Origin of the sequence: Enterovirga aerilata (assembly GCF_013044135.1) — a bacterium.
Lineage (GTDB): Bacteria > Pseudomonadota > Alphaproteobacteria > Rhizobiales > Beijerinckiaceae > Enterovirga > Enterovirga aerilata.
Genome location: NZ_JABEPP010000001.1, coordinates 620,519 through 639,943 on the forward strand (window position 1 = coordinate 620,519; position 19,425 = coordinate 639,943).

General features: G+C 69.5%; 18 protein-coding genes. 11 read left to right on the forward strand and 7 right to left on the reverse strand.

What is annotated here, in order from left to right; genetic code table 11:
• Window positions 1–30: 30 nt before the first annotated feature.
• Window positions 31–975 carry a prephenate/arogenate dehydrogenase family protein gene (locus HJG44_RS03020; RefSeq protein WP_171216832.1) on the reverse strand — a complete coding sequence of 315 codons (945 nt, stop codon included), beginning with the start codon at window positions 973–975 and terminating at the stop codon, window positions 31–33.
• Window positions 968–2,083: a histidinol-phosphate transaminase gene (gene hisC, locus HJG44_RS03025; protein ID WP_171216833.1), complete on the reverse strand. Its 1,116-nt coding sequence runs from the start codon at window positions 2,081–2,083 to the stop codon at window positions 968–970. The genes HJG44_RS03020 and hisC overlap by 8 nt, the downstream gene beginning before the upstream one ends.
• Window positions 2,084–2,239: 156 nt before the next feature.
• On the opposite strand from hisC, the gene HJG44_RS03030 reads away from it, so the two are divergent.
• Window positions 2,240–3,439 carry an MFS transporter gene (locus HJG44_RS03030; RefSeq protein ID WP_171216834.1) on the forward strand — a complete coding sequence of 400 codons (1,200 nt, stop codon included), beginning with the start codon at window positions 2,240–2,242 and terminating at the stop codon, window positions 3,437–3,439.
• Window positions 3,440–3,442: 3 nt separating this feature from the next.
• On the opposite strand, the gene HJG44_RS03035 is transcribed toward HJG44_RS03030, so the two are convergent.
• Window positions 3,443–4,273, reverse strand: a complete 831-nt coding sequence (locus HJG44_RS03035) for a chorismate mutase (protein WP_171216835.1) — start codon at window positions 4,271–4,273, stop codon at window positions 3,443–3,445.
• A gap of 100 nt (window positions 4,274–4,373) precedes the next feature.
• Here HJG44_RS03035 and metX point away from each other — a divergent pair, with 100 nt between their 5' ends.
• Together metX and metW are read left to right on the forward strand one after the other, a co-directional pair.
• Window positions 4,374–5,558, forward strand: coding sequence for a homoserine O-acetyltransferase MetX (gene metX / locus HJG44_RS03040; protein ID WP_171216836.1), 1,185 nt, complete (start codon window positions 4,374–4,376; stop codon window positions 5,556–5,558).
• A complete protein-coding gene (metW, locus tag HJG44_RS03045; protein ID WP_171216837.1) occupies window positions 5,555–6,298 on the forward strand; it encodes a methionine biosynthesis protein MetW in 744 nt (247 codons plus the stop codon). The genes metX and metW overlap by 4 nt, the downstream gene beginning before the upstream one ends.
• A gap of 13 nt (window positions 6,299–6,311) precedes the next feature.
• Here metW and HJG44_RS03050 read toward each other — a convergent pair whose 3' ends face one another.
• Together HJG44_RS03050 and HJG44_RS03055 are read right to left on the reverse strand one after the other, a co-directional pair.
• On the reverse strand, window positions 6,312–7,991 hold the full coding sequence (locus tag HJG44_RS03050) for a TadE/TadG family type IV pilus assembly protein (RefSeq protein WP_171216838.1): 1,680 nt from the start codon (window positions 7,989–7,991) through the stop codon (window positions 6,312–6,314).
• A 245-nt stretch (window positions 7,992–8,236) separates the two neighbouring features.
• The gene (locus tag HJG44_RS03055; protein ID WP_171216839.1) at window positions 8,237–9,172 is read right to left on the reverse strand and encodes a site-specific tyrosine recombinase XerD; all 936 of its coding nucleotides are present in this window, start codon (window positions 9,170–9,172) and stop codon (window positions 8,237–8,239) included.
• Window positions 9,173–9,243: 71 nt separating this feature from the next.
• Between HJG44_RS03055 and HJG44_RS03060 the strand changes: the two genes are divergently transcribed.
• Window positions 9,244–9,876: a shikimate kinase gene (locus HJG44_RS03060; protein WP_171216840.1), complete on the forward strand. Its 633-nt coding sequence runs from the start codon at window positions 9,244–9,246 to the stop codon at window positions 9,874–9,876.
• A complete protein-coding gene (gene aroB / locus HJG44_RS03065) occupies window positions 9,873–11,027 on the forward strand; it encodes a 3-dehydroquinate synthase (RefSeq protein ID WP_346767078.1) in 1,155 nt (384 codons plus the stop codon). The genes HJG44_RS03060 and aroB overlap by 4 nt, the downstream gene beginning before the upstream one ends.
• 33 nt (window positions 11,028–11,060) lie before the next feature.
• Here aroB and HJG44_RS03070 read toward each other — a convergent pair whose 3' ends face one another.
• Window positions 11,061–11,852, reverse strand: coding sequence for an SDR family NAD(P)-dependent oxidoreductase (locus HJG44_RS03070; RefSeq protein ID WP_246736002.1), 792 nt, complete (start codon window positions 11,850–11,852; stop codon window positions 11,061–11,063).
• 185 nt (window positions 11,853–12,037) lie between these two features.
• On the opposite strand from HJG44_RS03070, the gene HJG44_RS03075 reads away from it, so the two are divergent.
• The gene (locus tag HJG44_RS03075) at window positions 12,038–13,288 is read left to right on the forward strand and encodes an NAD(P)/FAD-dependent oxidoreductase (protein ID WP_171216841.1); all 1,251 of its coding nucleotides are present in this window, start codon (window positions 12,038–12,040) and stop codon (window positions 13,286–13,288) included.
• A gap of 11 nt (window positions 13,289–13,299) precedes the next feature.
• Here HJG44_RS03075 and HJG44_RS03080 read toward each other — a convergent pair whose 3' ends face one another.
• Entirely contained in the window at window positions 13,300–13,821 is a 522-nt protein-coding gene (locus HJG44_RS03080; protein WP_171216842.1) for a MarR family winged helix-turn-helix transcriptional regulator, read from the reverse strand.
• Between the two features lie 98 nt (window positions 13,822–13,919).
• Here HJG44_RS03080 and HJG44_RS03085 point away from each other — a divergent pair, with 98 nt between their 5' ends.
• The 5 genes from HJG44_RS03085 to HJG44_RS03105 all read left to right on the forward strand — a co-directional run bounded on the left by HJG44_RS03085 (window position 13,920) and on the right by HJG44_RS03105 (window position 19,366).
• A complete protein-coding gene (locus tag HJG44_RS03085; RefSeq protein ID WP_171216843.1) occupies window positions 13,920–15,095 on the forward strand; it encodes a 4-hydroxybenzoate 3-monooxygenase in 1,176 nt (391 codons plus the stop codon).
• A gap of 49 nt (window positions 15,096–15,144) precedes the next feature.
• Window positions 15,145–16,401: a cytochrome P450 gene (locus HJG44_RS03090; RefSeq protein WP_171216844.1), complete on the forward strand. Its 1,257-nt coding sequence runs from the start codon at window positions 15,145–15,147 to the stop codon at window positions 16,399–16,401.
• A 9-nt stretch (window positions 16,402–16,410) separates the two neighbouring features.
• Window positions 16,411–16,734, forward strand: a complete 324-nt coding sequence (locus HJG44_RS03095) for a 2Fe-2S iron-sulfur cluster-binding protein (RefSeq protein WP_171216845.1) — start codon at window positions 16,411–16,413, stop codon at window positions 16,732–16,734.
• 70 nt (window positions 16,735–16,804) lie between these two features.
• Window positions 16,805–18,022 carry an ABC transporter substrate-binding protein gene (locus tag HJG44_RS03100; RefSeq protein ID WP_171216846.1) on the forward strand — a complete coding sequence of 406 codons (1,218 nt, stop codon included), beginning with the start codon at window positions 16,805–16,807 and terminating at the stop codon, window positions 18,020–18,022.
• Between the two features lie 177 nt (window positions 18,023–18,199).
• The gene (locus HJG44_RS03105; RefSeq protein WP_171216847.1) at window positions 18,200–19,366 is read left to right on the forward strand and encodes an ABC transporter substrate-binding protein; all 1,167 of its coding nucleotides are present in this window, start codon (window positions 18,200–18,202) and stop codon (window positions 19,364–19,366) included.
• Window positions 19,367–19,425: the final 59 nt, after the last annotated feature.

The window sequence follows — 19,425 nt, forward strand, 5'->3', positions numbered from 1 at the left end:
CGCGCGCAATTGCCGGAGCCGCGGCTCGCCCTACTCCTCGCGCCGCCGCCCGAAATCGGGCTCGGGCGTCTCCTGCCCCTGCGAGATGATGCCCCGCCGGATGGCGCGCGTGCGGGTGAAAAGGTCGAACAGCGCATCGCCGTCGCCCCAGCGGATGGCGCGGGCGAGGATCGCGATGTCCTCGTTCAGCCGCCCCAGCATCTCCAGAACGGCTTCCTTGTTATGCAGGAAGATGTCGCGCCACATCGTCGGGTCGGAGGCCGCGATGCGCGTGAAGTCGCGGAAGCCGCCAGCCGAGAACTTGATCACCTCGCCCTGCGTGACCTCCTCGAGGTCCGCGGCGGTGCCGACGATGTTGTAGGCGATCAGGTGCGGCACGTGGCTGGTGATGGCGAGCACGAGGTCATGGTGCTCGGCCGTCATGACTTCCACATTCGCACCCATCGCGCTCCACAGGGCGGCGACCTTCGCGACGGCTTCCGGATCACTCCCCTCGGGCGGCGTCAGGATGCACCAGCGGTCGCGGAACAGGGTCGCAAAACCGGCATCCGGCCCGGAATGCTCCGTCCCCGCCACCGGATGGGCCGGCACGAGATGGACGCCCTCGGGCAGGTGGGGCGTCACCTGTTCGATCATGGACTTCTTGACCGAGCCCGTGTCGGACAGGATCGCGCCGGGCTTCAGAGCGGGCGCGATCGCCTTCGCGACGGCCGCGAAGCCGCCGACCGGGATGCACAGGATGACGAGGTCGGCATCGCGAACGCCGGCCGTGGGATCCGTCGTCGCCTCGTCCGCGATGCCGAGCTCCTCCACGCGACGGATCACGGCCGGATCGCGGTCGACTGCCACGATCGTGCCGGCGAGGTTCCGAAGTCTTGCGGCCCGGGCGATCGAGGAGCCGATGAGGCCGAGGCCGACGAGCGCAAGCCGGGAGACGAGCGGCGTGTCGAGCGGCGGCCCGAGACGGTCAGGCATGGCCCGCGCCCATGAAGTCCCGCATGGCCGAGATGACGAGTTCGTTCGCCTCCGCGGAGCCGATGGTCATCCGCAGCGCGTTGGGCAGGCCGTAGGCCGCGACCGCGCGCAGAACCAGGCCGCGCCGGCACAGGAAGGCGTCCGCGTCCTTCGCGGTCCGGCCCGGCGTGCCGGGGAAGTGGATCAGGATGAAGTTGCCCACGCTCGGCGTGACCTCGAGCCCGAGCGCCGTCAGCTCCTTCGTGAGGCGCGGCAGCCATTCCTCGTTATGGGCGAGGGCTGCCGCGACATGGGCGTCGTCGCGCATCGCCGCCGCGCCGGCCGCGATCGCCGGCGCGTTGACGTTGAACGGGCCCCGGATGCGGTTCAGCGCGTCCACGACATGGGCCGGTCCCACGAGCCAGCCGATGCGCAGGGCTGCAAGTCCGTAGATCTTCGAGAAGGTGCGGCACATCACGACGTTCGGCGCCGTGAGCGCGAGCTCGAGCCCGGCCGAGTAGTCGTTGCGCCGGACATATTCGGCGTAGGCCGCATCGAGCACGAGGAGCACGTTCGTCGGCAGCCCGGCATGGAGGCGCTTCACCTCCTCGAAGGGCAGGTAGGTGCCGGTCGGGTTGTTGGGGTTGGCCAGGAAGACGATCCTCGTCCTGTCCGTCACCTTGGACAGGATCGCGTCGACCGAGGCCGTGAGGTCGGTTTCCTCGGCCACCACGGGCCTGCCACCCGCGCCCAGGATGTTGATCCGATAGACCAGGAAGCCGTGCTGGCTGAAGATGCCCTCATCGCCCGGACCGATATAGGCGTTCGTGAGGAGCGCGAGCAGCTCGTCCGAGCCCGTGCCGCACAGGATGCGGTCGGGATCGATCCCGTATTTCTGGCCGATCGCCTCGCGCAGCGCCGTCGCGCCGCCATCGGGATAGGTCTCGAGCGAGGCGGCTGCCGCCCTAAAGGCTTCGACCGCCTGCGGCGAGGGCCCGAGCGGCGTCTCGTTGGAGGAGAGCTTGTAGACCTTCTCCACGCCCTCCACATGGTCGCGCCCCGGCACATAGGCCGAGATGTCGAGGATGCCCGGGCGCGGCTGCGGGATGGGGGTGGCTGTATCGGTCATGGCTGGGATGCGGACGTGACGGGAAGGTCCGCTTAGCGGAACGGAGGGGGCTTGGCACGTCCAATCCGCCGGCACCCGCTCCGCCTTCCGCGCAGGCTGCCGACGCTTGATCGTCCCGGGGTCGCGTGCGACTGCCCGGCCGCACGGGAGGAGCGGTTGGTCAGGATCGGAGCTTCGGGTGCGCTCCGGCGCACGGTCGCGGCGCTCGCCCTCACGCAGCTCATCGGCTGGGGCACCACCTTCCACCTGCCGGCTGTGCTCGCGCCCGATATCGCGGCCGGAACGGGCCTCACCAGCGCGGCCGTGTTCGGCGGCGTCACGATCATGCTGCTGGTGGCGGCCGCGATGGCGCCGGTCGCCGGCCGCATCCTCGACCGGCAGCCGGCGCGCGGCTGCATGGTAGCGGGCTCGCTCCTCGTCGCGACGGGGCTCCTCGTGCTGTCGCAGGCGACCGGCTGGCCGGGATTCCTGTCCGGCTGGATGGTGCTCGGGCTCGCGACGCCCTTCGCGCTCGGGCAGGCCGCTTCGGTCGGGATCGTGCAGGTCGCGCCCGACCGCGCCAGGCAGGCGCTGACGCTGCTTCTCCTCTTCGGCGGGGTCGCCTCCACGGTCTCCTGGCCGCTGATGATCTGGCTGGGCGGCGCGCTCGGCTGGCGGGGCACGCTCCTCGCTTTCGCGCTCGCGCATGCGCTGGTCTGCGCTCCGCTGCACTGGCTCGCGCTGCCGCGCCGCCCCGCCGAGCTCCCGGCGGCGCCCGGCGGGGCGGCGGCCGTCTCGGAGCTCGATCCCGATCCCGAGCCCGTCCGCGGCGCCTTCCTGCTCGCCGCGATCTCGTTCTCGCTCGCCGGGTTCGCCACCTGGGGCCTGCCGCTCCAGCTCATCCAGGTGCTCCAGACCTACGGCCACACGGAGGTGACGGCGGTGGCGGTCGCGATGCTGTTCGGCCCGGGGCAGGTCGCGGCAAGGATCATCGAGGTGGTCGTGGGCCATCGCTTCGCCATCCTGACGACGGGGGTCGTCGCGACGGCCCTCCTCCCGACGTCGCTGCTTCTCCTGCCCCTGATCGGCCCGACGGTGGCCGGCGCCGTCCTGTTCACGGTCTTGTACGGCATCGCGGCGGGCGCGCTCTCCGTCGTGCGGGCGGTCGGCCCGCTCAGGCTCTTCGGCCGGAGGCGCTACGCTGTCATGGCGGGCTGGCTCATGGCGCCGCAGAACGTCGCCTTCGCGGCCGGGCCCTTCGTGTTCGCGGCGATTCGCGAGAACTTCGGGACGCAGGTGCTCGTCTGGGTCGCTGCCGCGGCGGGGTTCGTCTCCTTTGCGGCGACGGCTCTGCTGGCCCGTCGGGCGGGGGGCTGAGGCTCAGCCGCCCACACTGAACCGCGCCGCGTGCGACCCGACCTCGACGACCGGGCGCCCGCCGAGGCCTGCGGGGGCGAGCGCCGCGGCGAGCTGGCTCGGCGACAGGCTGCCAGGCAGAGCCGCGAGCACGGACAGGCCCTGCGCCTCGCCGGCGCTGCCGACAAGCTCGCCTCCGAGCTGTGCGAGCGCCTCCGCGGCCGCGCCGCTCCAGCGCTCGAGCCGGGCCGAATAGAGCACGACCTCGCGGGCGCCCGGGCTCGCGAGCGGCCGCGACACGACGAGGACGGGTGTTCCGGCCGGGTGGTCCGGGCGCTCGATGAAGGGAAGGCGCGCTATCACCTTCGGGGCGTCCGTGCCTTCGAGCCGCCGCCACCAGGCGCCCGCGCTTGCGCCCTGGTCGAGCCGAACGAGGCCGAGATCGCCGCGCGAGGCCGCGACTGCCGCGATGACGGAGGGCGCCGCGTCGTGCTGCCGGTAGGGCACCGTGAAGCCGAAATGGAAGCGGGCCGAATCGCGCATAGGCGCGTCGCCGCCCGAGATGTCCGCATGGACGGAGAAGGGCGCCTGGACATACGTGAAGGTCGCGATGATCACGCGCCAGATGCCCTCGGCCGTGTCGAGCGGCAGGAGGCCGCGATGCCGCTCGGCGAGCGCCCGCATCATGGAAGCCTCGCGGTCCGGCCGGAACGCCGCGCCGGACTGCGCGGTCCCCTTCGTGGCGATCAGCCGGTCGATGATCTCGCCGCGCTCCATCAGGAGGCGGTGCATCGCCTCGTCGATGCGGTCGATCTCGCGCCGGAGATCCGCAAGGGTAGGGGCTGGCTCTGTCATCGTGGTCCCGTCGGAGGATCGTCCCCGTCTAGGTTCACCCGCACAGGCTGCCAACAGCCGTTTCGTTGACATCGCGGCTGTTCGGAATAAAGAACGCTCGATGAACGAGCACGTCCTCAGGACGGCCGCGCCGGGCGTCGCCCCCCTTCCGGAAGTCGACCACCCGTCGAGCCCCGTCGCCGCCTTCGGTGCAGAGGAGCCGCTGCGGCTCGATGCCGGGGTCGATCTCGGGCCCTGGCAGATCGCCTACCAGAGCTACGGCGCGCTGAACGCGGAGCGCTCCAACGCCGTCCTCGTCTGTCATGCGCTCACGGGCGACCAGCACGTCGCGAACCGGCATCCCGTCACGGGCAAGCCCGGCTGGTGGGAGACGCTGGTCGGGCCTGGAAAGCCGGTCGACACGGACCGCTACTTCGTGCTCTGCGCGAACGTGGTCGGCGGCTGCATGGGAACGACCGGGCCGGCCTCGCGCAGCCCGCATACCGGCCGGCCCTACGCCCTCGACTTTCCGCTCGTCACGATCCGCGACATGGTCCGGGCGCAGGCCATGCTGCTCGACCGGCTCGGCATACCGAGCCTCTTCGCGGTGGTGGGCGGCTCCATGGGCGGGATGCAGGTCCTGCAATGGGCTGCGAGCTACCCCGAGCGCGTCTTCGCGGCGATCCCGATCGCCGCCTCCGCGCGGCACTCGGCCCAGAACATCGCCTTCCACGAGGTCGGCCGGCAGGCCGTCATGGCCGATCCCGACTGGCGGCGCGGCCGCTACATCGAGGAGGGCGTGCGCCCGCGCAAAGGGCTCGCGGTCGCCCGCATGGGCGCGCACATCACCTATCTGTCGGAGGGCGCCCTGCACCGCAAGTTCGGCCGCTCCTTCCAGGATCGCGCAGCCCCCACCTTCTCCTTCGACGCCGATTTCCAGATCGAGAGCTACCTGCGCCACCAGGGCATGTCGTTCGTCGAAAGATTCGACGCGAATTCCTATCTCTACGTGACGCGTGCGATGGACTATTTCGACCTCGCGGCCGATTACGGCGGGGTGCTGGCCAAGGCCTTCAAGGGCTCGCCGACCCGCTTCTGCGTGATGTCGTTCACGTCCGACTGGCTCTTCCCGACGGTCGAATCCCGGGCCGTCGTGCATGCGCTGAACGCCGGCGGCGCGCAGGTGGGGTTCGTGGAGATCGAGAGCGACAAGGGCCACGACGCGTTTCTGCTGGAGGAGCCGGAGATGTTCGCCGCCGCGCGCGGCTTCCTGGACGCGGCCGCGGTCGCTCGGGGGATCCGATGAGCACCGACGCGCCTTCCCTGCCGGTCGAGTCGCGCGGAGCGCGAACCGGCCTGGGCAGGGCGAGGATTCAGGGCGCCACGGGTTCGGGCATTCCCGCCCCCAATCTCTCCCCGCAGAGAGGAGGAGAGAACGCCGGCGAGCCCCGCCGCGACCACCTCCTGGTCGCCAGGATGGTGGAGCCGGGCTCGCGCGTGCTCGACGTCGGCTGCGGCGATGGCTCGCTCCTTGCGCTCCTGCGCGACCGCCGCGGCAGCGACGCGCGCGGCATCGAGCTGTCGCGCGAGGGCGTCAGCGATTGCCTGGCCAAGGGCCTGGCGGTGATCCAGGGCGACGCCGATACCGATCTCGCCGATTATCCGGACGACGCCTTCGACTACGTCATCCTGTCCCAGACCCTGCAGGCGACGCGCCGGCCGCGCGCGGTGCTGGAGCACATGCTTCGGATCGGGCGCCGGGCGATCGTATCGTTCCCGAATTTCGGCCATTGGCGCGTGCGCTGGGAACTCGGTGTCCGCGGCCGCATGCCGGTGACGGACAACCTGCCGCATAGCTGGTACGACACGCCCAACATCCATTTCTGCACCATCCGCGACTTCGTCGGCCTTTGCCGCGAGATCGGAGCGCAGATGGAGGAGGCCCACGCGCTCGATGCCGGCGGGCAGCCGGTCAGGTTCCACATGCCGTGGTGGTTCTGGAACCTGTTCGGCCAGCAGGGCGTGTTCCTGCTCAGGCGCGGATAGCGCCCCGCCCAGCCTATTTCGTGATGCGGAGCGCGCCGATCCCCTGGGCGATGGCCGCGAAAGTCGAGTTGAGCGAGGCGGCATCGCTCGCCAGGAAGTACTTGTCCGCCGAGCTCGCGCAATCCTTGATCAGCTGCTGGCCGCTCGCATCGATCGCATCGCCGGGCGTCGAGAACGCGACCGAGTAGATCACGATCCCCTTCGCCTTGGCGTTCGTGCAGGTCTCGCGGGTGAGCTGATCTATCGCGTTGCGCGCGTCGGTGTTCGAGGCGAGCGTCGTGCCCGCGGGAAACCGGCTCGCCGCCGCCGTACTGCCGTCTGTGTTCGTGAAGTAGCCGTAGGCCGAATATTCCGAGTTTCCGACGGAATAGACCGTTCTGTACCAGCCCCTGTCTGTCTCGTGGTTCCATGTATTGACGCCGTCCGTCATCAGGACGATGATTTTTGTCGTGTTGGGCGTCCCGTAGTCAGAAGCCTCGGTGAAGACGCCGGTCTTCGTGATCGTGCGCCAACCCCAGTGCAAGCCTTCGGCGATGTTGGTCTGACCATCCGCGGCAAGATTGCCGATTTCGGTCGTCAGGGCCGATTTCACGTTCGTGAGCCGAGTGAGAGCCCGCGACGTGCAGCCCCAGTTGGGGCCGCTCGCGCTGCTGTCGATATTCTTAGGCGTGACATACTTGCACGCTTGGCTCATCCGGGTGGTCTTGTTGCCGTTCAGGCTGTTGCAGGTGCCGCTCGTCGACGAGCCGTCGTCGAGATAGGTGTTGACGGGCGAGGTGCCGCCATCGTCGGTGCAGGTATAGTTGCCCCACCGTGAGGAGCACGTCGACTGCGTGCCGACCTCGTCAGGTGCGAAAAGCGGAACGTAGCGCGTGTTGGGCGTGCCGGAAGACGGTGTGACGTCCTGGGTGTTATAAGGATAGGGCAGTGACTCGAAACAGCCCGCCCAGGTCCAGCTGGACCGTGCCGTCTTCAGCTTCTTGAAGATGTCGAAGCGGCTCGTGAAGCTGGAAACGCTGGGGTTGCTGACGTTCTGCCAATGAATGCTCGACCCTCCCGACGAGTCGATCCAGGCGGCATTGGGCACGTTGTTGGGCGCATAGGTGTCCGGGTTCACCTTCACGGAAGCTGCGAAGGGCACGATCGACATCTTCAGATGCGTCGTATCGAAATTCGTGAACATCGTGTTCACGAAGTTGGTCGCGGCCGTCCGCAGCGCCTGGATCTTGGTGCCCGATCCCGCCGATTGGCTCATGGAGCCGGTTGTATCGAGCACGAGCGCGATCTCGTAGAAGTTCTCGCCCGCCGCGCAGGTCGCCGTGGTCGAGATCGGCATGGTTCCGGCGAACTTCATGAAGCGGGGCTCGTAGGTCACCCGCGTCGTCAGCGTGATGCTGCGCGGATTGTTCGTGGCCGTGAACGGGTCGAGGATCTCGACCGTGCGGCCCGGCATGAAGCCGCTGAGAACCTGCCGGGCGAGATTCCTGAGGTCGGCCGTTGCCGTGAGGGGGGACTTGCAGGCGGCGAGCGCGGCGGCATCCGTATCGGCCTGGAGCTGCGACTGCAGGTTTGCCGCCGAGGAGTAGTCGACGGCGGCGCCGACGACCGCGAGCAGCGGCACGGCGCTCACGGCGAAGATCATCGCAACGTTGCCGTCCTTGCGCTTCGCGAAGCGTCGGAGCAACCGTTTCATCGTCTTCGTCCAGCCTCGCTCGCGCCGCCAGCCTGCGCCTCGCGAGCACAAAGCCTTCCGATCACGCGGTTGAGATGTGGTTACGCCGAATGCACAACCTCACATTTTCGTCGAATGTCGAAGAGAGCTGGTTAGTGAGGCCTGACCCGGATGCGACAATTCGAGCGGCCGGCAAATTCATCTTCTTGTAGTCTAGTCGCGAGATCGGCCCGCCCCGCATCGAGCCGTTCTGCCGAAAGCTTCCGTCAAGCGGCGGCGCTCGACATCGGGTGCAGGTCCCGCACCATGGTCTTTAGCCGGTCGTCGAGGACGTGGGTGTAGATCTGCGTCGTCGAGATGTCCGAGTGGCCGAGGAGTTCCTGGACGACGCGGAGATCGGCCCCGTTCTGGAGCAGGTGGCTCGCGAAGGCGTGCCGCAGGACATGCGGGCTGATCCGGTCGCTGCGCAGGCCGGCGGCGGCCGCAAGGATCTTCAGATCGCGTGCGAAAGCCTGGCGCGTGAGGTGGCCGGATTCGGCGTCGGCGGGAAACAGCCAGGGCCCGGTCTGGCCGCGCCCTTCCAGCAGGGCGAGGTAGTCGCGCGCCGCGTCCAGCGCGGCCTCCGTCAGCGGGACGAGCCGCTCCTTCGCGCCTTTCCCCCGGACGATCAGGAAGCGCTCGCGCGCTCGCGCCGCCGCGGCGGGGAGCGAGACGAGCTCCGAGACGCGCAGCCCCGTCGCGTAGAGAAGCTCGACGAGGCAGCGCATCCTGGCGGCGCGCAGCCGGGCACCGGATCCCGGCTCCGCCTGCTCGACGAGCTCGCGGGCGACGCGCAGCAAGCGGTCGACATCGGCGACCGAGAGCACCTTGGGCAGCGTGCGCCCGCGCTTCGGGCCCGCCGCGGCGGCCGTCGGGTCGGCCGGGGCGTAGCCCTCGGCATAGAGGAACTTGTGGAATTGCCGCACGGCCGAGAGCCGCCGGGCCGCCGACGAGCTCTTGAGCCCACGCTCGTCGAGGCTCGCCAGGAAGCCGGAGATCGTGGCGGGTTCTGCCGCGGCAGGTTCCGTTCCGGCCTCCGCAAGGTAATCGAGATAGTCTTCCAGGTCGCGTCGGTAGGCGGCAAGCGTGTTCGCCGCCGCGCCGCGCTCGGCCGCGAGCATATCGAGGAAGAGCGAGGCGAGGCGGGAGGCGGGGAGGCTCATCGGGTAAGCGAGCCACCATTCCGGTTAAGGGCGGGTGTGGCGGAGTCGAGGCGGCGTGTTAAACCTCGCCCATGGACAGGCACATCCCGGGCGGGCAGGAGGCCGCAGGCGACGACCGGCCCCGGTCTTCCGGTCGGGATGCGCCGGCGCGCGACCTCCGCGAGCGGCTCCGGGACCGCGCGATCGTGCTTGTCGGGCTCATGGGGGCGGGGAAGACAACGGTCGGGCGTCGGCTCGCGACACGTCTCGACCTGCCCTTCCGGGATGCGGATGTGGAGATCGAGACCGCGGCCGGGATGCCGATCTCGGACATCTTCGCCATCTACGGCGAACCGGCCTTCCGCGACGGGGAACGGCGGGTCATCGCGCGCCTCCTCGATGAAGGGCCGCTCGTGCTCGCGACGGGGGGCGGAGCCTACATGAATGCCGAGACGCGGGCCAAGATCGCCGCCCGCGGCATTTCGGTGTGGCTGAAGGCGGATCACGAGACGCTGATGCGGCGGGTCAGGCGACGCTCCCACCGGCCGCTCCTCGCAAATCCGGACCCGGAAGGCACGATGCGGCGGCTGATCGCCGAGCGCTATCCGGTCTATGCGGAGGCCGACGTGGCGGTCGAATCCTGCGACATGCCGCATGACAGGGTGGTGGCCGAGGTGGTGAAGGCGCTCGAGTCCTGGTTCGAGGCGCATGAGGTAGAGGCGTGAGACCGGCGCTCGGCGAGCGGATCGGGCCGTCCCGGCAGGAGATCATCCGCGTCCCGCTGGGAGAGCGGGCCTACGACATCGTGGTCGGCCGGGGCGCGATCGAAGAGGCGGGTGCCCGGATTGCGGCGCTCGGCGCCCGCACGGTCGGGCTTGTCACGGACGGCACGGTCGCTGACCTTCACGCCGCGCGCGTATCGGCCGATCTGGAGGCGCATGGCCTGCGGGTCGCGGCCGTGGTGGTGCCGCCGGGGGAGGCGTCCAAGAGCTTCGGGCAGCTCGAGGCGATCTGCGACGCGCTCCTCGGGGCGAAGCTCGAGCGCGGCGATGTCGTCCTTGCGCTCGGGGGAGGGGTCGTCGGCGATCTCGCGGGCTTCGCGGCTGCGATCCTGCTGCGCGGCATCCGCCTCGTCCAGGCGCCGACGACGCTGCTCGCGCAGGTGGATTCCTCCGTCGGGGGAAAGACCGGCATCAACACGGCGCGCGGCAAGAACCTGGTCGGCGCCTTCCACCAGCCTTCCCTCGTGCTCGCCGACACCGCGCTTCTCGACACGCTCCCCGAGCGCGAGATGAAGGCCGGCTATGCGGAGGTCGCGAAATACGGCCTCATCGGCGATGCCGGCTTCTTCCGCTGGTGCGAAGGGCATTGGCGCGAGATCTTCGCGGGCGGCCCGGAGCGCGACCGGGCGGTGGCGCAGAGCTGCCGCGCCAAGGCCGCGGTGGTCGTCCGCGACGAGCGCGAGGAAGGCGACCGCGCCCTCCTCAATCTCGGCCATACCTTCGGCCACGCGCTGGAGCGGGCCGTCGCCTATGACGGCGCGCGCCTCGTCCATGGCGAGGCTGTGGCGATCGGGCTGGCGCTCGCGTTCCGGTTCTCGTCGCGGCTCGGCCTCTGCCCGCGGGAGGATGCCGAGCGCGTCGCCGCTCATCTCGACTCGGTCGGCCTGCCGACCCGAATCCGGGACGTGCCGGGTGCGGAAGCGTTTTCGGCCGCGGATCTGCTCGCCGCGATGGGGCAGGACAAGAAGGTGAAGGCTGGCGAGCTCACCTTCATCCTGGCCCGAGGCATCGGAAGGAGCTTCGTCGCCCGGGGCATCGACCGCACCGAGGTGCAGGCCTTCCTCGATGCGGAGCTGGCTCGGCGCTCCTCGTGATCTGGCCGCGGAACCGGCCTCCCGCAATCGCGCTCAGAAGAGCGTGTAGGCGCCGTCGATCACGATGCTGTCGCCCGTGTGGTAGCGGCTCGCCTCGCTCAGGAGGTACACGGCGATCCCGGCGAAATCCTCCGTCTCGCCCCAGCGCCGCATCGGGATGCGCGGCAGGACGTTCCCGGCGAAGCGTGCATCCGCAAACTTGTCGGCCGTCATCTCCGTCTCGATCCAGCCCGGCACGATGCCGTTCACGGTGATGCCGTAGCGGGCGTATTCCACCGCCAGCGCCCGCACCATGACGTTCAGCGCGCCCTTGCTCGCGCCGTAGGCTACCGCGCCCGCGGGCCCGTGCACGGTCGAGGTGGACGAGGTCACGACGATGCGGCCGCCCGGCTCTCCGGCCTTGGCGCGCTCGACCATGTGGCGCGAGGCGGCGCGGAGCGTGAAGAACGCGCCGTCCAGGTTCACGCTCATCACTGCGCGCCAGTCCTCGGTGGAAAGCTCATGGAAGGCGGTCCGCGCGAGCGAGCGTCCGGCATTGGCGAAGCAGCCGTCGAGCCGCCCGAGGGTCGCGATCAGCTCGGCCATGCGGGCATCGACCTCCTGCTCGTCCGCCACGTTGCAGGTCTGCGCGAGCACGCGCCCGCCGAAAGCCTTGAGCCGCTCCTCGGCGGCTCGGTTCTTGTCGGGGTTCGAGCCCCAGATCGCGACGCTCGCCCCGGCGCGTGCCAGGCCCTCCGCCATGCCGAGCCCGATCCCGCCGTTGCCGCCGGTGACCAGCGCCACCTTGCCCGTCAGATCGAAGTTGCCCTTGTCCGCTGCCATCATGCCCTCCCGCTCGGCAGGCCTATAACCCGTCGGGACGGCTGGCGACAGGAGCTGGAAGGACGGCGGGATTTGCTTGCCAAGGCAACGAATTTCGGGCAACTCTGACGACGGCAGAGGCGGGACAACCGCCCGGCCGGAGGAAACCCGATGCAGAGCCGAGCGCCCGGGCAGCGGGCGGCAGAAGCATGAGCGGTATCGTCATCGCGGGCGCCGGCCAGGCCGGCTTCCAGGCTGCGGCCTCGCTCCGCGATAACGGCTATGCGGGCCCGGTGGTGCTCCTCGGCGACGAGCCGGAGCTGCCCTATCAGCGTCCGCCGCTCTCCAAGGCCTATCTCGACGGCAAGGCCGATGACGAGATGCTGCGCCTGCGGCCGCAGAGCTTCTTCGACGAGCACCGCATCGAGTACCACCCGGGCGAGAGCCTCGTCCGCATTCGGCGGGCCGAACGCCAGGTCGAGCTGAGCTCCGGCCGCCGGCTCGCCTACGACCACCTGGTCCTGGCGACCGGCTCCCGCAACCGCGTGCTGCCCGTCCCGGGGGCCGATCTCGACGGCGTGGTCCAGCTGAGGACCCGCGCCGACGCCGCCGACCTGAGAAGGCGGCTGTCCGGGGTTCGCCGCGCCGTCGTGATCGGGGCGGGCTTCATCGGGCTCGAATTCGCAGCCGTCGCCGTCCAGCGCGGCATACCGGTCAGCGTGATCGAGGCGACGGAGCGGCCGATGTCGCGCGCGCTCTCCGTCCCCATGTCGTCCTTCTTCCGCGCCGCGCACGAGGCGAAGGGCGTCCGCTTCCTCTTCGATGCACCGGCGACGCGGATAACAGGCGAGAACGGCCGCGCGACCGGGGTCGAGACGGCCGGGGCCGGGCATGTGGAAGGCGATCTCGTCCTGGTCGGGATCGGGGTCGTTCCCAATGTCGATGCGGCGGTGGATGCGCAGCTTGCGGTCGCGGACGGCGTCCTCGTGGACGAGCAGCTCGTGACCAGCGACCCGCATATCTCGGCGATCGGGGATTGCGCATCCTTCCCGACGCCCTTCGCGGACGGAAGGCGCGTCCGGATCGAGTCGGTCCAGAACGCCGCCGATCAGGCGCGCTGCGTCGCGTCGCGGCTCGCCGGCAGGCCTGCCTCCTACGCGGCCGTACCGTGGTTCTGGAGCGACCAGGGCTCGCTGAAGCTGCAGATCGCGGGGCTCTCCACGCCGCACGAGGAAGCGGTCCTGCGTGGCGCCCCGGCGGGCGGCGCCTTCTCGGTGTTCTGCTTCGCGCGCGGGCGCCTGGTCGGGGTGGAGTCGGTGAACCGCCCGGCCGATCACATGGCGGCGCGCCGCCTGCTCGCCGGCCGGATCGGCATCACGCCCGAGCAGGCCGGCGATCCCGGCTTCGACCTCAAGGCTCTGGCGAGCGCGCCGCGCTCGGCGGGGGCCGCCGCGGCATGACCGGGGCGCCGCTACCCCTTCGCGACCGCGAGCGGCCTGTTCACGGCCGAAAGGTTCTCGTGCATCGCGTTGAGCGATGCGATCAGGAGCTCGCGCTCCTCCGCCGACAGGCAGGCGAGGAGCCGCCGCTCGCGCTCGAGCGCGACGGCGATGATCCGGTCGTGCAGCGCGCGGCCATGCCCGGTGAGCGCGATCACGCGCCGCCGGGCATCCGCCTTGTCCACCTCGATCGTCACGATGCCCCGCTTCTCCATGGCGGCGAGGCTGCGGCTGACCGGGCCCTTGTCGAAGCCGATCACCTGGCAGATGCGCGAAGCCGGGATGCCCGGCTCGATCGCGAGCTGGGACATGATGCGCCATTCGGTGACGTTCACGCCGAACTCGCGCTGGTAGAGCGCCGAAGCGCTGCGCGACAGCTTGTTGGCCAGGAAGGTCAGGAGCCCGGGAACGTAGCGGCGCAGGTCGAGCACCGGCCCCGAACCCGGCTCGACGGTCGGAGGCGCTGCTCTCGCCTGGGCTCGGGCTTTCGCCATCGTTCTTCCGCGCTCGTCCCCCGCTCCCAGCATATGACGGAACGGCGCCCTTCCGTCGACCTCCGTCCCGATTCCTCCTCCGAGCCCGGACAGAAGCCATGACGCGCACCCAGGTCGGCATCATCGGGGCGGGCCCGGCAGGCCTGATGCTCTCGCATCTGCTTCACCTCGCCGGGATCGACTCGGTCATCCTCGAGAGCCGGAGCCGGCGGGCCATCGAGGAGACGATCCGCGCGGGCGTGCTCGAGCAGAGCACCGTCGACCTCATGGTCGAGACCGGGGTCGGGGACCGGCTGAAGCGCGAGGGCTTTCTCCATCACGGCTTCGAGTTCCGCTTCGAGGGGCACGGCCACCGCATCGATCTTGCGGCGCTCACGGGCGGGCGCTCGATCACGGTCTATGCCCAGCACGAGGTCCTGAAGGACCTGATCCAGGCCCGGCTCGATGCGGGCGCGGATATCCGCTTCGATATGCGGGACGTGGCCCTCCACGACGTCGCCACCTCTCCCCGCATCACCTTCACGGACCGGGACGGCAGGGCGGGCGAGCTCGCCTGCGAGCTCGTCGGCGGCTGCGACGGCTCGTACGGTGTGTCGCGTCCGGCGATCCCGCACGAGAGTCGCCGCGACTACCTGCGCATCTACCCTTTCGGCTGGTTCGGCATCCTGGCCGAGGCGCCGCCCTCGTCGGACGAGCTGATCTACGCCCGCCACGAGCGCGGCTTCGCGCTGATCTCGACCCGCTCGCAGGAGGTGCAGCGGATGTACTTCCAGTGCGACCCCTCCGACAACGTCGACAACTGGTCGGAGGACCGGATCTGGGACGAGCTCCAGACCCGCACGGAAGGCGACGGCTTCCGCCTCAAGGAGGGCCGCATCTTCCAGAAGAACATCGTGCCGATGCGCTCCTTCGTTTGCGAGCCTATGCAATATGGCCGCCTGTTCATCGCGGGCGACGCCGCCCATACGGTCCCGCCGACGGGCGCGAAGGGCCTCAACCTGGCGGTCGCGGACATCTTCGTGCTGGCGCGGGCGATGGAGCGCTACCTGAAGTCCGGAGCGGATGACGGGCTGCAGAGCTATTCCGCGACGGCGCTGAGACGGATCTGGCGCGCGCAGCATTTCTCGTGGTGGATGACCTCCATGCTCCACCGTTTCGAGGAGGCGACCGAATTTGACAGGCGGCGCCAGCTCGCCGAGCTCGACCTCGTGACGAGCTCGGAGGCGGCGGCCCGCACCGTCGCCGAGAACTATGTCGGGCTGCCGCTGACCTAGACGGCGGCGGAGCCCTCCGGGCACAGGAACAAGAACAGGGAGGAGAGCCATGACGCCGAACGCAGCCCCCGAGCTCAGAGGCGGCGCCCTGCACGCGGCGCTCGCGGCCGGCGCGCCCGTCCCGGGCGTCCCGGTCTCGGATGTCGACCCGTTCTCGGTCGAGTTCTTCGAGGATCCGCACCGCATCCATCACGAGCTGCGCGAGGCCGGGCCGGTCGTGTGGCTCTCTTCCTGGAACGTCTGGGCTCTGGCGCGCTACGCCGAGGTCCATGCCGTCCTGAACGACTGGGGGACCTTCTGCTCGAGCCGCGGCGTCGGCATGAGCGACTTCGCGCGGGAGAAGCCCTGGCGGCCGCAGAGCCTCATCCTGGAGCAGGACCCGCCGAAGCACACGCGCGCCCGCAACGTCCTCGGCCGCGTGCTGTCGCCCGCCGTCATGAAGACTTTGCGCGAGCGCTTCGCCGCGGCGGCCGAGCGCAAGGCCGACGAACTTCTCGCCCTCGGCACGTTCGACGCGATCACGGACCTGGCGGAAGCCTTCCCGCTCGCGGTCTTCCCGGACGCGATGGGGCTGCCGAAAGAGGGGCGCGAGCACCTGCTTCCCTATGCGGCGCTCGCCTTCAACGCCTTCGGGCCGGATAACGAGCTGCGCCGGAAGGCCATGGCCGAGGCGGGCCCGCACGTCGCCTACGTGACCGACCAATGCGCGCGCGAGCGCCTGGCGGCCGGAGGCTTCGGGGCCGCGATCCATGCGGCGGTCGATGCGGGCGAGATCACGGCCGAGGAGGCACCGCTCCTCGTCCGGTCGCTGCTCACGGCCGGGATCGACACGACGGTGAACGGGCTCGGGGCCGCGATCTACTGCCTCGCCCGCTTCCCGGAGGAATACGCCAAGCTGCGCGCAAATCCGGCGCTCGCCCGCAACGCCTTCGAGGAGGCGGTGCGGTTCGAAAGCCCGGTCCAGACCTTCTTCCGCACCACGACGCGCCGTGTCGAGATCGGCGGGGTCGAGATCGGCGAGGGCGAGAAGGTGCTCATGTTCCTGGGCGCGGCCAACCGCGACCCGCGCCGCTGGGAGGAGCCCGAGCGCTACGACATCGAGCTCAAGACGAGCGGCCATGTCGGGTTCGGTTCGGGCATCCATATGTGCGTCGGCCAGCTTCTCGCCCGGCTGGAGGGCGAGGTCATGCTCGCCGCGCTCGCCCGGAAGGTCGGCTCGGTCGAGATCGCCGGGCCGACGAGGCGCCGCTACAACAACACGTTGCGCGGCCTGGAGAGCCTTCCCGTGACCATCCGCCCGGCCTGAGGACGCGAAGTGCCATCCGTCATCTACATCCACCCGAACGGGTCCCGGCAGACGCTCGACGTCCCCGCGGGACAGAGCGTCATGCAGGCGGCGGTCAGTCGCGGCATCGAGGAGATCCTGGGCGAATGCGGGGGCAACGCCATGTGCGCGACCTGCCATGTCTATGTGGAGCCGGACCAGCTCGACCGGCTGCCGCCGATGGGCGACGACGAGGACGCGCTGCTCGACGGGGCGGCGGCCGACCGGCTGCCGAACAGCCGCCTGTCCTGCCAGATCAAGGTCACGGGGGAGCTCGACGGCCTCGTCGTCCGGCTGCCCGACAGACAGGTCTGAGCATGCGCCCAGGCCGGCAACGACGAGAGCACCGGAAGGGGCTCCGGAGAGGGAACGAACAGGAGACACCATGAGACGCAATCTTGCTGCGGCCGCGGCCGCCGTCACGCTCGCCCTCGCGCCGGCCGCGCGGGCGCAGGTCTCGGACGACGTGGTCCGCATCGGCGTGCTCAACGACATCTCCGGCGTGTTCCAGGACACGAACGGGATGGGATCGGTCGAGGCCGCCCGCATGGCCGCGGAGGATTTCAACGGCGGCGGCAAGGGCATCAAGGTCGAGATCGTCTTCGCCGACCACCAGAACAAGCCGGATATCGGCTCGACCATCGTCCGCAAGTGGCTTGACGTGGACAAGGTCGACGCGGTTGTCGACGTGCCGAACTCCTCGGTCGGGCTCGCGATCAACTCGCTGCTGCGCGGCACGAAGATGACGTTCCTGGCCTCCTCGACGGCCACCTCGGACCTCACGGGCAAGGATTGCTCGCCCAACACCATCCAGTGGGTGAACGACGCCTGGGCGACGGGCAATACGACCGCAGCCGCCATGATGAAGCGCGGCGGCAACGACTGGTATTTCCTGACCGTGAACTACGCGCTCGGCCACGGCATCGAGGCGGAGGCCACGAACTACATCACCAGGAACGGCGGCAAGGTCCTCGGTTCCAGCCGCCACCCGCTCGGCACGTCGGACTTCTCGTCCTTCCTGCTCCAGGCGCAGGGCTCGAAGGCAAAGGTGATCGGGCTGGCGAATGCCGGCGCGGACACGATCAACGTCGTCAAGCAGGCAGGCGAGTTCGGCCTCAAGGAGGGCGGGCAGTCGCTCGTCGCCTTCCTGGTCTTCATCAACGACGTGCACGCGATGGGGCTGAAGGCCGGCCAGGGGCTGCTGCTCACCGAGTCCTTCTACTGGGACATGGATGACGAGACTCGCGCCTTCGCGAAGCGTTTCGCGCAGCGGCCGGGCATGAACGGCAAGATGCCGAGCGGCACCCAGGCCGGCGTCTATGCGGCCACGCTCGCCTATCTGAATGCGGTCGCGGCGACCGGCACGGACGATGCGCAGAAGGTCGTGCCGCAGATGAAGACCTTCAACGGCAAGGGCAAGCTCTTCGGCGACCTCGCCATCCGGCCCGACGGGCGGGTGATCCACCCGATCCACCTGTTCGAGGTGAAGAAGCCCGAGGAGTCGAAGTACCCTTACGATTACTACAAGCTCGTCGGCACCGTGCCGGCCGACCAGGCCTTCCGGCCGATCTCCGAGGGGAATTGCCCCCTGGTGGCAAAGTGACGGATTCCGTTGTCGGAACGGCAGGCGGAGCCGAGGCGACCGGCTCCCCAGCTATGCTGATCCCTGATAGCTATTGAGCCGAACGTATAAGACATGGCCGGCAACCAAGGTTGCGTTTTCAACGCCTCGGCTTCAAGGAACGGCCAATATAAGGGAATGCGGTTGGGAGGACCTACGATGACGACACGACGCGATCTGCTGGCCGGCGCCGCCATGCTCTCGGCCGCGCTCGCCGCGGGCGGCGCCTTCGCGCAGGAACCGGTGAAGATCGGCCTCATACTGCCCATGACCGGCCCCTTCGCCTCGACGGGCCGGCAGGTCGAGGCCGCCGTGAAGCTCTACCAGCAGCGTAACGGCGACACCGTCGCAGGCCGCAAGGTGCAGATCATCCTGAAGGACGATACCGGCACGGCCGACGTCACCAAGCGCCTCGCCCAGGAACTCATCGTCAACGACAAGGTCACCGTGCTCGCGGGCTTCGGCCTGACCCCGCTCGCGCTCGCCGCGGCGCCCCTCGCGACGCAGGCGAAGGTGCCGGAGGTGGTGATGTGCGCGGCCACCTCCTCGATCACGGAGGCCTCGCCTTTCGTGGTGCGCTCCGGCTTCACGCTGCCGCAGGTCTCCGCCCCGATGGCGGAATGGGCCGCCAAGAACAACATCAGGAAGGTCGTGACCCTGGTCTCCGATTACGGGCCGGGCATCGATGCCGAGAAATGGTTCTCCGACACGTTCAAGGCCGCGGGCGGCACCGTCGAGAACCTGCGGGTGCCGCTGCGCAACCCGGATTTCTCGCCCTTCCTCCAGCGCGCGGCCGACGCCAAGCCGGACGCCGTCTTCATCTTCGTGCCGTCCGGCGTCGGCGCGCAGTTCATGAAGCAGTTCGCCGAGCGCGGGCTCGACAAGTCCGGCATCAAGCTCATCGGCACGGGGGACGTCACCGACGACGACCTCCTCAACGACATGGGCGAGACGGCGCTCGGCGTGGTCACGAGCTTCCACTACTCGGCCGCACACGAGAGCCCCGAGAACAAGGCCTATGTCGAGGGCTTCAAGAAGGCCAACAACAACATGCGGCCGAACTTCCACTCGGTCGGCGGCTATGACGGCATGCACCTCATCTACGAGGGGCTGAAGAAGACGAACGGGCAGGGCGGCCAGGCGCTCGTCGACGCCATGAAGGGGATGAGCTGGAACTCGCCGCGCGGGCCGGTCACGATCGATCCGGACACGCGCGAGGTCGTCCAGAACGTCTATATCCGCCGGGTCGAGAAGAAGGACGGCGAACTCTACAACGTCGAGTTCGCGACCATCGAGAAGGTGAAGGACCCGGCGAAGAAGAAGTGATCGGGCGAATGGCGAGCGGCTGGCGGCGAGTGGCGCATGACGGCGCTGGACCCGGCCAG

What these genes read in the sequence shown, in the direction of transcription:
- HJG44_RS03050 (WP_171216838.1), bottom strand. Translation starts at nt 7,991, where the DNA reads ATGAAACGGTTGCTCCGACGCTTCGCGAAGCGCAAGGACGGCAACGTT.
- HJG44_RS03085 (WP_171216843.1), top strand. Translation starts at nt 13,920, where the DNA reads ATGACGCGCACCCAGGTCGGCATCATCGGGGCGGGCCCGGCAGGCCTG.
- hisC (WP_171216833.1), bottom strand. Translation starts at nt 2,083, where the DNA reads ATGACCGATACAGCCACCCCCATCCCGCAGCCGCGCCCGGGCATCCTC.
- HJG44_RS03090 (WP_171216844.1), top strand. Translation starts at nt 15,145, where the DNA reads ATGACGCCGAACGCAGCCCCCGAGCTCAGAGGCGGCGCCCTGCACGCG.
- HJG44_RS03020 (WP_171216832.1), bottom strand. Translation starts at nt 975, where the DNA reads ATGCCTGACCGTCTCGGGCCGCCGCTCGACACGCCGCTCGTCTCCCGG.
- HJG44_RS03035 (WP_171216835.1), bottom strand. Translation starts at nt 4,273, where the DNA reads ATGACAGAGCCAGCCCCTACCCTTGCGGATCTCCGGCGCGAGATCGAC.
- HJG44_RS03080 (WP_171216842.1), bottom strand. Translation starts at nt 13,821, where the DNA reads ATGGCGAAAGCCCGAGCCCAGGCGAGAGCAGCGCCTCCGACCGTCGAG.
- HJG44_RS03105 (WP_171216847.1), top strand. Translation starts at nt 18,200, where the DNA reads ATGACGACACGACGCGATCTGCTGGCCGGCGCCGCCATGCTCTCGGCC.
- HJG44_RS03060 (WP_171216840.1), top strand. Translation starts at nt 9,244, where the DNA reads ATGGACAGGCACATCCCGGGCGGGCAGGAGGCCGCAGGCGACGACCGG.
- metX (WP_171216836.1), top strand. Translation starts at nt 4,374, where the DNA reads ATGAACGAGCACGTCCTCAGGACGGCCGCGCCGGGCGTCGCCCCCCTT.
- HJG44_RS03100 (WP_171216846.1), top strand. Translation starts at nt 16,805, where the DNA reads ATGAGACGCAATCTTGCTGCGGCCGCGGCCGCCGTCACGCTCGCCCTC.
- metW (WP_171216837.1), top strand. Translation starts at nt 5,555, where the DNA reads ATGAGCACCGACGCGCCTTCCCTGCCGGTCGAGTCGCGCGGAGCGCGA.
- HJG44_RS03075 (WP_171216841.1), top strand. Translation starts at nt 12,038, where the DNA reads ATGAGCGGTATCGTCATCGCGGGCGCCGGCCAGGCCGGCTTCCAGGCT.
- HJG44_RS03070 (WP_246736002.1), bottom strand. Translation starts at nt 11,852, where the DNA reads ATGATGGCAGCGGACAAGGGCAACTTCGATCTGACGGGCAAGGTGGCG.
- HJG44_RS03055 (WP_171216839.1), bottom strand. Translation starts at nt 9,172, where the DNA reads ATGAGCCTCCCCGCCTCCCGCCTCGCCTCGCTCTTCCTCGATATGCTC.